We start from the raw sequence: 16406 nt of genomic DNA, 5'->3' as shown, positions 1-16406 counted from the left end.
TGAATGTGCGGGATAGTCGGGATTTTGCTGTGCGGGGCAGGCGGCGTGGACGGCGTCGTACTCAAGCGCATGCGCGACGCCATGGTCCATCGGGGCCCGGACGGTGGCGCAGACTGGATTTCCCCCGATCGCAGGATTGGGCTTGGCCACCGCCGGCTCTCGATCGTCGACCTCGACGTTTCCGCCAGTCAGCCGATGCCAAACGAGGATGGGTCGGTCGTCATTACTTTCAACGGCGAGATATACAATCACGCCAGACTGAGGCCCGAACTCGTCGCCCGCGGCCATAAATTCCGTACTGACCATAGCGACACGGAAGTACTTGTCCATGGTTACGAGGAGTGGGGCCTTCATGGTCTCCTTGATCGCATCGAAGGCGATTACGCATTCGGAATTTGGGACGAGCGGAGGGGCGTGCTCTCCCTTGCGCGAGACAGGGTCGGGGTGAAGCCGCTCTACTTTGCGCGGATAGGAGGTTGCTTCGCATTCGCTTCCGAGATGAAAGCCCTCGTCGAGCATCCGGATTTTTCTCCGGAGATCGAACCTTATGCGATGTATCACTATCTGTCGTTCTTGACGACGCCCGCGCCGATGACGATGATGCGCGGCATCTACAAGCTGCCGGCCGGCTGCAGTTTGACGATCGATCGTTCTGGAAAGGCCAGAGTGTCGCGCTATTGGGACGCGGTGCCGGGCGCCGGGATTGATCCAAGGGAAATCGCAGGCCTCTCTGACCAGGCGCTCGAGGATTTCTATATTTCCGGAATCAAGGATCGCCTTCGAGCGAGCGTCGAAAAGCGCATGATGTCGGACGTTCCGATGGGAGTGTTCCTTTCGGGAGGCGTCGATTCGTCTGCCAACGTCGCGTTGATGAGCGAGTTCTCGACGCGTCCGGTCGAGACCTTCACGATCGGCTTCAGCGACTATCGCCATTTGAACGAATTCGACCCTGCCAGCCAGATCGCACGTCAATTCGGTACCAACCACCATGAGATTGCCATCAGCAGGAAGGAGATGATCGACTACCTTCCGAAGATGATCTATTCCCAGGATGAGCCAATTGCCGACTGGGTATGCATCCCGCTCTATTTCGTGTCCAAGCTGGCGCACGATCACGGCATGAAGGTCGTTCAGGTCGGCGAAGGGGCGGACGAGCAGTTTTGCGGCTATGCGGGCTACATGGCCTACCTGAGGATGTATCACCGCTATTGGACACCGTTCCGGAAGTACCTGCCGCATTCCGCACAGCGCCTGGCCGCCGGCACGGCCAGCTTGTTGTCCGGAGTGCACCCGCGCCTGCCGGTCTATGCTGACATTATCGATCGGGCCGCTCGCAGCCGTGAGCACTTCTGGTCGGGGGCGATGGTGTTTCCGGACCTGATGAAGAGCCAGTTGGTGGATATCGGTGGAATTTCCGGAATTTTGGGCGGCCAGCCTGCGAACGTGGACGGGCTTCTGGATCCGGAATATCTCAAGGCCGACAGCTTCAACGTCGTTCGCAGCTTTCTGGATCCATTCGACGCGGCGTACCCAAATTCGGATCCGCTTACGCGCATGGTTCATCTCGAGTTCAGGCTTCGCTTGCCGGAACTGTTGCTGATGCGAGTAGACAAGATTGGCATGTCGGAATCACTCGAGGCGCGCGTTCCGTTTCTCGACCACAAGCTGATCGAGTTCACGATGGACATCCCGGAAGAATGGAAGACGAGAGGCGATGAGCCGAAATATCTTCTCAAGAAGGCGTTGAGAGGCATCATTCCTGACAACATTCTCTATCGGAAGAAAATGGGTTTCGGGGCACCGATGAGTGACTGGATGCGTACCGATTTTGGTCGCGCAGTCCGTTCAAGCGTATTGTCATCCGGTCTGCTAAGGCGTGGCTTGCTGAACGCAACTTACATCCAAAAGCTGTTCGATTGGCATTTTTCCGGACGCATGGACGCAAGTCTCTATCTTTGGGCAATCTACAATTTGACCGCGTGGTACGATTTGTGGATCGACCGCAAGGCGGTAGACACTTCGCAGCTGGCCGATGCGGTTGCTTGAGACGACGAAGCGCATCAGGAGGATTCTCGGTAAGTCTCCGGGCTACGTTGCGCGTCGCGCCTTGCATGAAGGTGAGCGGGAAATTGACCGGTGGCTGGCGCCGGTTCGGGAACGCCGCCTTGGCAAAAGTCGGCTGCTCGCCTTGGCGCAGGCAACTTCGGTAGATCAACTGTGGTCGCGACTGCGCGGAGCGCCATTTCCGGCCTGGACCGCTCCAATCGAGGCCAGGGTGCTCGATGAGCTCGTGCCTGGCGAAAGCGTGCGCATTCTCGATGCGGCGGAGAAGGCATGCCGACGGATCGTCGATGTGTTGGGAACAGGGCCCGTCGCACTGGGAAAGCCGATCGACTGGGCACGTGATTACCGCGTCGGCATGGATTGGCCCTCGGCATTTGCGCGCTCGATCGACTATGTCAATCGTGACCGCCCAAGCGACGTGAAGGTGCCGTGGGAGATTTCGCGGCTGCAATGGCTGATACCGGCAGGGCAGGCCTACTTGCTGACCGGTGACGAACGATACGCGGGAGCGGCCCGCGACGTGCTGATGGAATGGATATCGGCAAATCCGCTGGCATACACGGTAAACTGGTCATGCACGATGGAAGCTGCAATGCGGCTCTTCACATGGACCTGGCTGTTTCACGTGTTTGCAGGCAGCAATGCGTGGCGCGATGAACATTTTCGAGTTCGCTTTCTTGCCTGCCTTTACCTCCACGGCGATTTCACACGACGGCATATTGAAGTGGCCGACATCAACGGAAACCATTACACGGCGGATCTCGCCGGACTCGTGATGGCCGGATACTTCTTCGGTGAAGTTGGCGATGCCCGGCGCTGGCGCGACATCGGCTGGTCGGGCCTTCGGGCGGAGATCGAAAGGCAAGTCTTCGACGATGGGGTCGATTATGAGGCATCGGTGGCCTATCACCGGTTGGTTTGCGAGTTGTTTGCCTGGCCGGCGTTGTTCGGGCAAGCCGTTGGTGAGACTGTACCGACGGCCTACGCGAAACGGCTTTGCGCTATGGGGCAGTTTGCGTCGGCTTACTCGCGCGAGGATGGAACAAGCCCGCTTTGGGGTGATGCGGACGATGCCAGGGCATTGCCCTTCGGCGGACAAAAGCTTGGAGACCACCGCTATCTGATTGGGCTGGTTGGGATCGCGGTTGGAAATGACGAACTGGCGGCAAAGTTCAACGGATCCGTCTCCGAATTGATTTGGATTACGGGTCCGAACAAGCTTGCTGCGCTGTCCACGGCCTTGTCCAGGTCGGTGCCATCCACCGCCTTTACCGCGGGTGGCGTATATATCATGCGGCACAACGATCATCATGTGTTCATCGATTGCGGCCCCGTGGGGCTGGCCGGACGCGGCGGTCATGGGCATAACGATGCACTGTCATTCGAGGCGCGCCTCAATGGTGCGCTACTCGTGGTGGATCGGGGTTCGTTCGCTTATACGGCGTCCTTCGAGAAGCGAAATGAGTTTCGCTCCACCGCTTCGCACAACACGCCTCAGGTTGGCCAGGAGGAAATCAACCGATTTGACCCGAACGATCTGTGGAACATGCAGAACGATGCGAAGGCTGAGTGCGTGTCGTGGCGCAGCAACGAGGTCGAAGATGTGTTGGTCGGGAGACATCACGGTTATCAACGCCTTGGAATCAAGGTTCAGCGAACGATAAGGCTCGAAAAGGAAACCGGCTGTCTTGATGTAGCCGACAGGATTGAAGGCGAAGGTTTCCGACAACTGACGGTGCCGCTTCATCTGGCTCCGCAAGTTTCTGTCACGCTGCTTGGAACCCGGGTGGGTTTGCAATCAGATGACCGCGAGTTCATTATTGTCGCGGAGGGTGAGGGATGGACACTCGAGGTTGAGCCGACCACGATCTCACCGAGCTACGGCGTGCTCGTCCCGTCAAAGCGCCTGGTATGGCGACGAACCGGGTCGCTGCCCGCCTCTCTGCATCTAGCGATCCAGCCCGCGCCTTCGAAAGCAAATTCGGGGTCATGACCCAATTTATCGCTGACATCGCCACCACAATGCTGGCGCGCCTGCTGGCGATGATGGGCCCCTTTGCGGTCAGTGTAATCACCGCCCGAATTCTTGGACCCGAAGAGCGGGGACGTTATTTCCTGATACTTGCAATCGCCCAGATCGGATCGCAGATTGCGAACCTGGGCTTGCAGTCCTCAAATACCTACTTGGTGGCGAACCGGCACGAGTTGGCCGGTCGGTTGATGATGAACAGTTTTCTTGTGTCCTTCATCGTCGCACCAATTGTTACCCTGCCAATTGCATTGGCTTTTGGATGGCCTGATTTGGCGGGACTGAGCAGCCTCGTTGGCCCAGCGTTGGGACCGATTTCGCTGGTAGCTGTTCTTCTTTCTCCGATCTTCCTGTTCGCCGTACTGGTCAATAACCTCGCGCTGGGCTTGGGGCGTGTGCGATTGTTCAATGGGTTGACGATTGCTTACAGCCTTGTGGCACTCGTAACCACGCTGTCCTTTGCCCCGTTTGGGACGTTGACGATTTTTCTCTTGAGTGCAGCAATTTCAGTCGCGCTTCCAATGATCTATGGCGCTTACTGCATACTCGGCGGTCAACCGCCTTATCCGAGGTTTGACTTTCAATTGTTCGAAAGCGGCATTTTCTTCGCCTCGAGAGTGTACCTCGCCACCATGTTCGGCTTCATCATGGCTCGTGTAGGCGCGTTTGCGCTTCATCATCAGGGTAGTATCGAAGAGGTGGGGCAATTTTCGGTCGCTTCGCAACTCACAGACGGGCTGACGATGCTTCCATCCACGATCGGGTTGCTCCTCTTCCCTGAGTTTCTTCGCGCGGAGAGCGATCAGCGGTGGTCGACGTTGTGGCGAACGTTCTGGGGAGTTGCCGTCATCATGACGATAGTCCTGGGATCCGTTGCTGCTCTTGCTCCCTGGATCATTCAAGTGCTCTTTGGCGATTCGTTCGCGAGGGCTGCTGTGTTGACGCAAGCATTGTTGCCTTCGGTGCTGATTGTCTCGCTCGTCACCGTCGTCTCGCAGTACTTGTCGGCCGAAGGATTTCCAAGAATCCAGGTTTTCGCCTGGCTGATCGGTCTTATCGTGCAAACCGGCTTGAGCTACTGGCTCGCTCCGAAATGGGCAGGCGTAGGTGTTTCGCTATCGATTGCGCTCAGCTATGCGCTGGTGTTGGCGCTGCTCTTGTATGAGGTGCTGTCGCGGAAGAGAGTTGGGGCCTGCTAGAATGGTGCGTAACGTCATAAGCTATTATGCACTAAGCGCCGACTTCCAGGCTTCGATCAGTCTCGGTCATCCGGACCAGACCAATTATGTTGTGGTTAGCAGGGCGCGGGAACAGGGTCTGATCCGGGTTGCGATCCAGGCTCGGTCGCTAAAGGCTGAGAGCACGGTCGTTGCTATTGAAGACGCGAGCTCAAGCTATTTTGCGGGGCCTCTCATCTTGCTCGCAGCGATGATTTCTTCGGGACGGGTCGCTGTAATGTGGCCCGACCGCATACTTGAGACCGTGTCATGGGGTGAGCTTGCCAAATGGGCGCTAAAGATAGCTAAGGCGCAGGTATCGAGCAGGTTCGCGTACTGGCGATCGAGGCGACTGGTCCAGCAATTTGCGGTGCGAAGGCCACCGACGTTATCCCCTGTTGCAAATCGAAGCAGACGCATTTTGTATCTCGACGCCAATTTGCCGATCGGGCGCGAAGTAGGCGGCTCGGTCGGCCACACAAGCGGGGTGATCAACGCCTTTGCTGCGCGGAGCTATCGCGTCGACTATGCGAGCGGCAGGACGGCTGTCGGTCTCTCCGGGGCGCTGCAGTTCAAGGTACCCTATGCGGGGCACCTGGCAATGCCTCCAGAACTCAATTGCTATTCCTTCAACGAAGGATTTGAGCTTTGCGCGCGAAGACTCCTGGCAGAACACTCCTACGCGTTTATTTATCAGCGCATGTCAGTCCACAACTTCACCGGCGCTTGCTTGCGACGAGAGACGGGCATCCCTTTCGTGCTTGAGTACAACGGTTCTGAAGCGTGGGCAGCCGCCAATTGGAACAAGAGACTACGATTTCATGATATGGCGGTGAGTGCCGAGCGCGCTTCTCTTCGAAATGCCGACCTTGTTGTCACCGTTTCGGACGCCTTGACCGAAGAAGTGGTTGCTGCCGGCGTCGATAGAGAGCGGATTGTGGCTTATCCCAACTGTGTTGATCCCGCTATTTTTGATCCAAACCGCTTTTCTTTGGCAGAGACGGGCGGCTTGCGTGAGAAATTGGGGATTCGAGGAGACGCCAGGGTTGCAACGTTCATCGGGACGTTTGGCGCCTGGCACGGCGTCGTATTCCTTGCACGAGCAATACGACGCTTGATTGATGACCATCTAGCATGGGTGGAAGCAAGAAAGCTGCATTTCCTGCTCATCGGCGACGGATTGAAATCGGCCGAAGTCCGCAGCTTGCTGGCTGACGAGCCATACAGCAGATTTGCCACGCTGACGGGAACGATCCCGCAGGCCGAAGCACCGCTATATCTTGCATCGTCGGACATATTTCTGTGCCCAACTGTCCCGAACGTCGACGGAAGTGCATTCTTCGGGTCGCCGACCAAGCTGTTTGAGTACATGGCGATGGAGCGCCCGATTGTCGCTTCCGACCTGGACCAGATTGGCAAGGTCTTGAGGGGTGAGCTCTGCAGAGGCGGTCTGCTCAGTCCGATGGCCGAACTCTTTCGCCCAGGCGACGAAGAAGATTTCCTGAAGTCCTTGCGTAAGGTGGTTGAAGATACGAAATTTGCGAGTGATATTGCGGCGAGCGCCCGAATCTCTGCGCTGGGGTGCTTTACATGGACCCATCACGTTGATGCAATCCTTGCGCGAGCGCGATCCTTGGGAATTATGGAAGAGTGAAATTGCTGTGTCAGTATCAGCGTGAGTCGTCTATTTGGACGCTTGGCGGTTTGATTGTGTGCACTGTTGCTGATGCATGACATGCTGCCCCAACGGCAGAAAGCTGAATGCTAGACAGTTCCGAAAGCACTTGAAGATGGGGTGGGAGCAGAATTTCCGGGTTCGCGTTCAGGAGGGCACCAAGGAAGTCTTCGATGCCGTCTGCCACTCCGTGCTTTTGTTGCTATGCTTTTGGGTACCCATCCAGCCCATCTTGCCGATCAGAACCTATAGGCTGGTTGAAGTTATCATCATCCTGATGGGAGCGATGAGCTTTGCAATCCATGGGATGGTTCGCGTTCCACTCCTCATTCGGCTGTCCTTTTGGGTCAGTCTTGCAGGGTGGATGGTTTCGACAGGCTTCTCGCCCTATATCAAGCAGTCGATTGACGTCGGAACGCTCGAGATTCTCGTTTTCTATGCAGTGTCTTATCTCGCGACCGTTCACTTGCGCGGGCAACGCGATCTAGTTGCGGCTTCCACACTTTTTGCCGCAGGAGCCGCGGTCATAGCGGTAGTCCAGACTGTCGCCATCGTCCAATCGGTACAAGCAAAGTTTCAAGCGCTGTCTTCGCCGCTGCCCCTTCCGGTGCTGGCCTCCGAATTTCTGCGTTACAAGGCTGCGGTGCCGCAGTTGTTTCCGGCGGGTGTGCCAAACAGCTATGGCAACATCGACAATTACGCTTCACTTTGCGCGTTGTTGCTTCCCTGGCTTGTCGGCCTTCTCTACGTGTCCCGACAACGCTGGCTGATCCTGGGGCTTTTCCTGATACATGCCTATGCCGGCCTGGTCGTCTATTCTCGAGGCGTCGTGCTCGTCTTCGTAGCGGCCGTTTGTGCCTTGTGGATATTTCGATTTCGAGCTTATGGTCGACTAAGTCCTGCAATTTGCGCAGTTCTTGTTGGTACAGTCTTCCTTCACGCGGATTTCAAGATGGTCTCCACCTTCGTAGGCGGGGTTACGTCGTTTGTAAGCGCGATGGGGGCCCGGCCAACTGCTTCGGAGGCGCCGTCTGTTCGAATCGAGAAGGCCGAAGAGTACGAAGAAAATGAAAAGTACGAAAAGCACGAAAAGTACGATAAATCTCCCGCGGAACGCGCCCAGGCGCTGTCTACCGGTATTTCGATTGGACTCATGAGTTCAATGATGGGGGTTGGCTTTGGAACCTACCCGACCATCGATACCGCCCTTACTTCACCGCATAGCCTCGCTGTTCTGCGGTTTGCAGAAGGAGGCTTGCTTGGACTGATAGGGTTCGCAATGCTGGCGGTTTACGCGCCCTTCCGCTTGCTGCAAGTTCTGAAGCTCCGAGAGAAGCATATGCTGGTGGCGACTTGCTTATGCGCAATATCGGCATTCATGGCGAAGGCGGTCATATTCGGAGCGAATTTCTCTGTGAGCAGCAATTTTGTATGGGGGTTTGGGGTAGCGCTTTGCCTGGCTGGGAGTTTGTGCGAACGAGAGGAACACGCAAGCTGATTGTTGGCCGGCGATCTGCAGGTCGAAGTGAACATCTGGTTGCGCTCGCACCGTCCTGTTCTTAGCTTCTTGTCCCTTCTTGTGGTAACGTAATTGGCCTTTCGTAGGATTGCTTTGCCGTTGGGGGCTGTTGAAGCTTGAGGCGAATGTTGTGCCCTTCCACGACATTCCGATGCCAAGGTGGTTAGGGCGTGCACAACTTTCCGCGGCTGGAGGAGTTGGCGCGATTGATGCGAACGCTGCGCTACGTGCGCCCGTGTCAGGTCTTCAATCGGGTCGGTCGTAGGCTAATTCCAGTGCCGGCGAGAATGGGGCCGGCCGCCGACCTGCGGCCAGCCGGGGGCATCTGGAGAAACTGTCCCGGGCGTGCTCCCAGCATGCTTTCGCCGACGCGGTTCAGATTCCTTTCGTACGCTGCAGAAATTAACGGGCTGGCCGATTGGAACGCCAGGGGTCTTCCCAGGCTGTGGCTTTACAATCTCCACTATTTCGATGATCTACGAGCGCAAGAGGCCGCAAGAAGATCCGCCTGGCATCGCACCCTGATCGAGCGCTGGGTAATCGAGAATCCGCCTCGGCATGGTGTCGGCTGGGAGCCGTATCCCGCGTCATTGCGCATCGTGAATTGGATCGCCTGGGCATTGGCGGGCAACGAATTGGGGCCCCTGGCACTTCAGAGCCTTGCGGTTCAAACGAGATCATTGAGGGCGACGCTCGAATTTCATTTGTTGGGCAATCATTTGTTGGCCAACGCAAAGGCCCTGGTTTTTGCAGGGTGCTTTTTTTCGGGGCGCGAAGCGGAAGGGTGGCTCCGAAAGGGACTCGATCTTCTTGATGCGCAATTGGCCGAGCAGATACTCGAGGACGGCGGGCACTTCGAGCTGAGCCCGATGTATCATGCAATTATCCTCGAGGACGTCATCGATCTGGTTCAGCTCAGCACGCTCTTTCCAGAGCAGGTTGGTGGCCATGCGCCGTCGTGGCGCGGGCTGGCGACGCGCATGCTGAACTGGCTCTCGGTCATGACCCATCCGGATGGCGAGATCGCATTCTTCAACGATTCCGCCTTTGGAGTGGCCCGGAGCCACGCTGACCTTGCCGAGCACGGCGCGTCGTTTGGAATTCCTTCGGTAAGGAACGCGAGGTCCCTCAATTGGCTCTCTGAAAGCGGATATGCGTCTCTGCGAGCCGGTCGGTTCGGCGCCATCTTCGATGCCGCGGAGATTGGTCCCGCATATTTGCCGGGCCACGGCCATGCGGACGTGCTGTCCCTGGAGATTTCGGTCGATGACCGGCGGCTCGTTACCAATGGCGGCACGTCAACGTATGAAATCGGGCCGGTGCGGGTCCGCGAGCGTTCCAGCGCAGAACACGCAACGATTGAATTGGACGATCGCAGTTCGTCCGAAACCTGGTCCAGCTTCCGCGTGGGCCGCCGCGCGCATCCATTCGACGTGGAAATCGCCGAAACTGCGAGCGAGTTGACCGTCTCCGCGAGCCATGACGGGTACCGGTGGCTCCCGGGACGCCCTGTTCATCGACGAACCGTCACGGTGTCGCCGGATGCAGTAAGAGTAGTTGATCTCATTACCGGAGCCGGCGATCATTCGGTGGTCGCACGGTTTCCCTTGCATCCTGCGGTCACGGTCGTGGGAGTAGAATCCGATGGATGGCGGCTTGAATTGGGCGGGAGCCGCGTGATACGAGTTGCAATTAGAGGTGGCGTCGAACGCTGCATGCTCGATGGGTATTTTGCTCCGACTTTTGGCCAGCGCGTACCTCGTCCCGTGCTTGCCTGGCGATGGCAGAGGGGGCCGCTCCCGCTGACTGTCGAAACCTGCTTCGAGCTTTGACTTGCGCATTCTCCTGCTCACAGACAACTATCCTCCCGAGACAAATCCGTCGGCGCTTCGCTGCAGTACGCATGCGAAGCGATGGATAGCGCGCGGAAATCAGGTGAATGTCGTCACAAGCTTTCCGAATTTTCCAGGTGGCAGGATATATGCGGGGTACCGGCAATCGCTCTTCAAGCGCGAACTCGTCGATGGCGTGGATGTAGTCAGAGTTCCGACGCTCGTCTTCGCGAACCGCGGATTTGTGTTGCGGGTACTGGATTTTCTCAGTTTCATGATCGCCGGCAGCATTGGCTCGTTGTTCGTCGGGCGCCCTGACGTGGTGGTAGCGACGTCTCCGCAATTCTTTACCGGTGTAGCCGGTTGGTTGGTAAGCCGCATCTATCGCTGTCCGTTCCTGTTCGAGGTTCGCGATCTCTGGCCGGATTCCATTGTCGCCGTGGGAGCAATGAAGGAGGGGGTCGGGATACGGATGATCCGGCGCATCGAGAAATTTCTCTATCGCCAGGCGGAGTTGATTGTGGTCGTCACGCGTTCGTCGCGCGACGTGCTGATTGACCGGGGCGTCAGTTCTGACAAGATCATCGTGATCACCAACGGCATCGACATGGCGGCATTTGGACCGGGCCCCCCCTCCCAGAGACTGCGTCTCTGTCTGGGAGTGGAGCACAAGATCGTCGTTAGCTATATCGGAAACGTGGGAATGGCGCATGGCCTGCAGTTGATCCTGGACGCGGCATCCCAATGCAGTTCCCGCCTACCCGAGGTGCAATTCGTGATCGTCGGAACGGGAGCTGAGTTGGCCACGTTGCAGCAGCAAGCCAGGAAGCGGGACCTGGAAAATGTGACCTTCGTCGGTCAAGTTCCACACGCCGAAATACTGGAGTATTGGCGTCTGAGCGACATTACGCTGGTACTTCTGCGGGACACATCGCTGTTCAGGACGGTGCTTCCATCGAAGGTCTTCGAAGCCATGGCGACTGGCACGCCAATCATTACCAATGTGCAGGGCGAGTTGGACAGTATTCTACGGCCCGCCGGAGCAGCTGTAGTGATCGAGCCGGACAACGTGACGGCTCTGGTCGATTCGATCGAGGAGCTTGTGAAGGATCCCGCGCGTCGCAACGCATTGTCGGCTGCGGGTGTGGAGACGGCAAAGCACTACGACCGGAACGAACTGGCCGACAGGATGCTTGCAGCAATGCAGATGCTGAAGCGGAACACAGCGGATGCGCGCGCCGAAGATTGAGGATTGCCAGTCGACGGTCCAAGAAGGGTAGAAGCCGTCGACGGTCTTTTCCTGCCTATAAACAGCTGAAACAACATAGGAATTCGTTCAGGCGTTGCTGTCGTTCGTGACCCGGATCGAGGCGAAATTGCGTTTGTAAATCAGCGCGCGAGTAGCTACACCACGCGTGGCTCGCCGAAGTCGCAACTTTTGCTGGGCCAACATCAACCCTCGCAGAAGTTCGCTCGTTTGCTGATGAAGAAGGTAATCGCGATATTCGGCACGCGGCCCGAAGCCATCAAGATGGCGCCCGTCATCGCCGAATTGCGAAAAAGTGCAGATCTGGATTTGCGCGTATGTGTCACAGCCCAGCACCGCGGCATGCTGGACCAGGTACTGTCGTTGTTCGACATCACGCCGGATCATGACCTCGACCTGATGCAGCCGAATCAGTCGCTCGACAGCCTTACCGCCAGACTCCTGGTCGGAGTCGGACAGGTGCTCGATCGGGAGAAGCCTGATCTGGTCCTGGTCCACGGCGACACGTCGACGACGCTGTCCAGCTCCCTGGCGGCCTTTTACCGCAAACTGCCGGTGGGACACGTCGAGGCCGGATTGCGTTCGGGGTCGTTGCTGGCGCCGTGGCCGGAGGAAATGAACCGCCGGATCGCGACGCTGGCGACAAGGTTTCATTTCGCGCCGACCGAACGCTCGCGGCAAAATCTGCTTGCGGAGGCCGTCGAGGAATCGCAAATCTATCTGACCGGCAACACCGTGATCGACGCCTTGATCGAGACCGTGGCGCGGCTCAAGCGCTCGCCGGATATCCGCGCCGAGTTTGAGCGCAGGTTCGGATTTCTGGATTCGAACCTGCCTCTCATTCTCGTCACCGGTCACCGGCGAGAAAATTTCGGCGCGGGATTCGAAAACATCTGCCGGGCGCTGGTCGACATCGTGACGGATAACGAGGTCCAGATCGTATATCCAGTGCACCCGAATCCTAACGTACTGGCTCCGGTCGAACGCCTGCTCGGCGGTCATCCGCGGATTCACCTGATCGACCCGCTCGACTACGCGCCCTTCGTGTTTCTGATGGAGCGCTCGCATATCATCATCACCGATTCCGGCGGCGTGCAGGAAGAAGCTCCCTCACTCGGAAAGCCCGTGCTGGTCATGCGCGATACGACGGAACGGCCGGAGGCGGTCGATGCCGGTACAGTCATTCTCGTCGGCGCTTCAAGGGAGCGCATCGTTTCGGAGACGAGCCGGCTCCTTGGCGACAGTGCGCACTACGCGCGAATGGCGCAGGCCATGAACCCCTATGGGGATGGAAAGGCGGCGAAGCGGATTCGCGCCGTCATCGAGGAACGCGCGTGAACAGGCTGCGCACGATCAGCGTCATCGGGTTAGGTTATATTGGATTGCCGACTGCGGTGGTGTTGGCCTCGCGCGGCGTATCCGTTGTCGGAGTCGACATCAACAGCGATGTGGTAGCGAGGATAAACCGCGGTGAAGTTCATATCGTCGAGCCTGATCTGGATGCAGTAACGGCGCGGGTGGTCCAGAATGGACTTCTGCGCGCGACCACGTCGGTTAGCGAAGCGGATGCATTCGTGATCGCGGTTCCAACCCCATTCCACGATGGCAAGGCGGATATGGCCTATGTCAAGTCGGCGGCGGCTTCCGTTGCGCCGGTCCTGAAGGCGGGCGATCTCGTGGTGCTTGAGTCGACGTCGCCCCCGGGAACAACGGAGGCCATGGTCGTGCAACTCGCGGCACTTCGACCCGATCTCAAATTCCCGGGGAGACAGGACGGTGCATGCGACGTGCGCGTTGCGTATTGCCCGGAGCGCGTGCTGCCAGGAAGAGTCTTGGTGGAACTGGTAGAAAACGATCGTGTGATTGGCGGCATCACTCCAGAGTGCGCGGCAAGGGCTGAAGAACTCTATCGTATTTTCTGCACCGGCAGCCTGCTGAGAACCGATGTGCGGACCGCCGAGATGTGCAAGCTCACGGAGAACTCCTTCCGCGATGTCGGAATTGCCTTTGCAAACGAATTGTCAGTGATTTGCGAGAAGCTCGGCGTCAACGTGTGGGAGCTTATCCGGCTCGCCAACCACCATCCTCGTGTCAACATTCTGCAGCCGGGGCCGGGTGTTGGTGGCCATTGCATCGCCGTCGATCCGTGGTTCATTGTTGCTGCTGCTCCCGAGCAGGCTCGCCTTATTCGCACCGCGCGAGAGGTCAACGACGCAAAGCCTGCGCATGTGCTCGCCAACATCAAGGCGGCTATTGCCGGCGCCAGGGCAGCCGGCATCAGGCCGACGGTTGGCGTTCTGGGACTTGCGTTCAAGGCCGATGTGGACGATTTTCGCGAAAGCCCAGCTTTGCAGATTGCTGAAGCGATCGCCAGCTGGAGCAATTGCGAGGTGATTGTGTCCGAGCCGCACGCTGAAGCACTGCCCGGGAGACTTTCGGGCTTGAAGCACGTTCGTATGAGCGGGGATGTGCACGAGTTGATTCGTGAATCGCACATCGTAGTGATGCTGGTCAATCACCGTCACTACAAGGAAATCTCGCGAGAGGATCTCGAAGGCAAGGCTATCATTGATACCCGCGGAGTCTGGTCGTGAAGCAGCTTCTTGTCAGGTCAGGCAAAGTCTTCGTGAAGGAAGTGCCCGCGCCAGTTGTGGGATCGAAGAACGTGCTGGTGCGGGTGGAGCGGTCCTGTGTCAGCGTCGGGACCGAAATGGCCGGCGTCAAGATGTCCGGCTTGCCGCTCTATCGCCGAGCTTTGAAGCAGCCGCATCACGTCAAGCGGGTTTTCCAGCTCATGCGCGATCAGGGCTTTGCCCGGGTATACAAGCAGGTCAAGGGAAAGCTCGATTCCGGCTTGCCGACCGGCTATTCGGCCGCCGGCACGGTCGTCGCGGTCGGCTCCGACGTGGAGGGGTTTGCTGTCGGTGACCGCGTTGCCTGCGCGGGGGCCGGGATCGCAAACCACGCCGAACTGGTTGATGTTCCGGTCAACCTCTGTGTGTCAGTTCCCGCCTCATTGCCTTTCGATGCTGCCGCTACCGTGACACTCGGCGCAATTGCCTTGCAGGGCGTGCGACGCGTGCAACCGACTCTGGGAGAAACCGTCGTCGTCATTGGTCTCGGTATCCTCGGCCAGATCACAGCGCAATTGCTGGCTGCGAATGGTTGCCGAGTGATCGGGACCGATGTCGATTCCGCTCGCGTCGGAACGGCCATCGAGAATGGCCTCGATATCGGCATCAATCCGCAGGATGGTAACCTCGTCGAAAAGGTCATCAAGCTTACTGATGGTCACGGGGCCGACGCGGTAGTGATCACCGCTGCATCTTCGTCCAGCGAAATTCTAGCGCAGGCGTTTCAGGCTTGTCGCAAGAAGGCGAGGGTGGTGATCGTCGGTGACGTCGGGCTCAATATGTCTCGCTCTGACATTTACGCCAAGGAAATCGACGTATTGATATCCTGCTCCTATGGCCCTGGCCGTTACGATCTGGCGTATGAGGAAGAGGGAACGGATTATCCGTTGCCCTATGTTCGCTGGACCGAAAACCGGAACATGAGCGAATACCTTCGTCTGCTCGCGACGCGTCGCGTGCGCCTCGACAACATGATTGAGGAGCCGTTTTCGATTGATCAGGCGGAAGAGGCTTACCGCCGGCTGGCCGGGGACGGGGCAAAACCCCTGTTGGTCCTGCTGAAGTATCCGCCTCGCGAGGGCGCCAGCAATCCGGTGCTCAGGCTGGGGGAACCGGCCAGGATCGACGGTCGCATCAGGATTGCTTTGGTCGGTGCCGGTGGATTTGCACAGGGTGTGCATCTGCCCAACCTGATGGAGCTCAAGGACAAGTTCGATCTGCGCGCTGTTGTCAGCCGGACTGGTCTGTCGGCGCAGAGTGCCGCAGAGCGCTTTGGTGTTCCGACCGCGGCTACGGATTTTCGAGCCGCGCTGGCCGATCCCGAGATCGATCTCGTGCTGATCGCGACACGTCACGACCTCCACGCCGAAATGACGCTCGAGGCGCTGCGGGCAGGCAAGCATGTGTTCGTCGAAAAGCCGACGTCGATGACGGAGGAAGGGTTGAACCAGATCGAAGCGTTTTACGCCGGCAATCCCGCAGCTCCATTGCTCATGACGGGGTTCAATCGTCGTTTCTCGCCGGCCGTCGTCGCGATGAAGCAGGCAATGGCTGGTCGCACATCACCGCTAATCGTGAACTACCGGATGAATGCCGGCTATATTCCTCCCGATCACTGGGTGCATGGTCCTCATGGCGGAGGCCGGAACATCGGCGAAGCCTGTCACATCTATGATCTCTTCAACGCGATCACTGGCAGTGAGCCCGTCGAGGTGCACGCAACCGCGATTGTGCCGGGCGGCGACTACTGGCGCCGCGACGACAATTTTGTTGCGACTATCAGATATGCCGATGGCTCGGTGTGTACCCTGACCTACACGTCGCTCGGCAACAAGAGCTTCCCCAAGGAGCGCGCCGACGTCTTCGTCGATGGCAAGGTGATCGTGCTTGACGACTACAAGCAACTCGTCGTGTCCGGCGGCAAAGGCGGTTGGAAAAGCCTGACCATGGAAAAGGGGCAAATCGAGGAACTTAAGGCCCTTGCCGAAGCCTTTCACCAAAAGGGCCGATGGCCGATTTCGCTCGCCGATCAGATATCGGCAACCCGCGTCAGTTTTGCGGTGGAGCGGCAATTGCGGAATGATGAGGAGTCTGCTTCCGAGATCACGGGCAAGCAGCAGGACGAGGTGATCCAGCTGGTTCGGGAATTCTAAAGCGCGATGAGATTGGG

10 protein-coding genes are annotated in these 16406 nt (G+C 58.0%); all 10 read left to right on the top strand.

Features of this window, described 5'->3' with window-relative positions; translation table 11 throughout:
* Nucleotides 1-3 precede the first annotated feature (3 nt).
* The 10 genes from asnB (at nucleotide 4) to HZB49_RS16745 (ending at nucleotide 16389) form a co-directional block, all read left to right on the top strand.
* Entirely contained in the window at nucleotides 4-2046 is a 2043-nt protein-coding gene (asnB, locus tag HZB49_RS16790) for an asparagine synthase (glutamine-hydrolyzing) (protein WP_291613283.1), read from the top strand.
* Entirely contained in the window at nucleotides 2033-4057 is a 2025-nt protein-coding gene (locus HZB49_RS16785; protein ID WP_291613282.1) for an alginate lyase family protein, read from the top strand. Before asnB ends, HZB49_RS16785 begins: the two co-directional genes overlap by 14 nt.
* The gene (locus tag HZB49_RS16780; RefSeq protein ID WP_291613281.1) at nucleotides 4054-5292 is read left to right on the top strand and encodes a polysaccharide biosynthesis C-terminal domain-containing protein; all 1239 of its coding nucleotides are present in this window, start codon (nucleotides 4054-4056) and stop codon (nucleotides 5290-5292) included. The genes HZB49_RS16785 and HZB49_RS16780 overlap by 4 nt, the downstream gene beginning before the upstream one ends.
* A gap of 1 nt (nucleotide 5293) precedes the next feature.
* Complete coding sequence (locus HZB49_RS16775) at nucleotides 5294-6964, top strand: glycosyltransferase (RefSeq protein ID WP_291613280.1); 1671 nt, start codon at nucleotides 5294-5296, stop codon at nucleotides 6962-6964.
* A 130-nt stretch (nucleotides 6965-7094) separates the two neighbouring features.
* The gene (locus HZB49_RS16770) at nucleotides 7095-8483 is read left to right on the top strand and encodes a hypothetical protein (protein ID WP_291613279.1); all 1389 of its coding nucleotides are present in this window, start codon (nucleotides 7095-7097) and stop codon (nucleotides 8481-8483) included.
* A 377-nt stretch (nucleotides 8484-8860) separates the two neighbouring features.
* A complete protein-coding gene (locus HZB49_RS16765) occupies nucleotides 8861-10336 on the top strand; it encodes an alginate lyase family protein (protein ID WP_291613278.1) in 1476 nt (491 codons plus the stop codon).
* Nucleotide 10337: 1 nt separating this feature from the next.
* Nucleotides 10338-11585, top strand: a complete 1248-nt coding sequence (locus tag HZB49_RS16760; RefSeq protein ID WP_291613276.1) for a glycosyltransferase family 4 protein — start codon at nucleotides 10338-10340, stop codon at nucleotides 11583-11585.
* 234 nt (nucleotides 11586-11819) lie between these two features.
* On the top strand, nucleotides 11820-12941 hold the full coding sequence (gene wecB, locus HZB49_RS16755; protein ID WP_291613351.1) for a UDP-N-acetylglucosamine 2-epimerase (non-hydrolyzing): 1122 nt from the start codon (nucleotides 11820-11822) through the stop codon (nucleotides 12939-12941).
* Entirely contained in the window at nucleotides 12938-14197 is a 1260-nt protein-coding gene (wecC, locus tag HZB49_RS16750) for a UDP-N-acetyl-D-mannosamine dehydrogenase (protein ID WP_291613274.1), read from the top strand. Before wecB ends, wecC begins: the two co-directional genes overlap by 4 nt.
* The gene (locus HZB49_RS16745; protein ID WP_291613272.1) at nucleotides 14194-16389 is read left to right on the top strand and encodes a bi-domain-containing oxidoreductase; all 2196 of its coding nucleotides are present in this window, start codon (nucleotides 14194-14196) and stop codon (nucleotides 16387-16389) included. The genes wecC and HZB49_RS16745 overlap by 4 nt, the downstream gene beginning before the upstream one ends.
* Nucleotides 16390-16406 lie beyond the last annotated feature (17 nt).

The sequence above is a fragment of the Bradyrhizobium sp. genome, assembly GCF_016219575.1.
Classification (GTDB): Bacteria; Pseudomonadota; Alphaproteobacteria; order Rhizobiales; family Xanthobacteraceae; genus Bradyrhizobium.
Note: the sequence above shows the minus strand (reverse complement) of the source record. Positions and strands in the feature narration are given on the sequence as shown.

Coding starts and splice junctions, on each gene's coding strand:
- HZB49_RS16780 (WP_291613281.1), top strand. CDS start 4,054: ATGACCCAATTTATCGCTGACATCGCCACCACAATGCTGGCGCGCCTG.
- asnB (WP_291613283.1), top strand. CDS start 4: ATGTGCGGGATAGTCGGGATTTTGCTGTGCGGGGCAGGCGGCGTGGAC.
- wecB (WP_291613351.1), top strand. CDS start 11,820: ATGAAGAAGGTAATCGCGATATTCGGCACGCGGCCCGAAGCCATCAAG.
- HZB49_RS16785 (WP_291613282.1), top strand. CDS start 2,033: ATGCGGTTGCTTGAGACGACGAAGCGCATCAGGAGGATTCTCGGTAAG.
- HZB49_RS16775 (WP_291613280.1), top strand. CDS start 5,294: ATGGTGCGTAACGTCATAAGCTATTATGCACTAAGCGCCGACTTCCAG.
- HZB49_RS16765 (WP_291613278.1), top strand. CDS start 8,861: ATGCTTTCGCCGACGCGGTTCAGATTCCTTTCGTACGCTGCAGAAATT.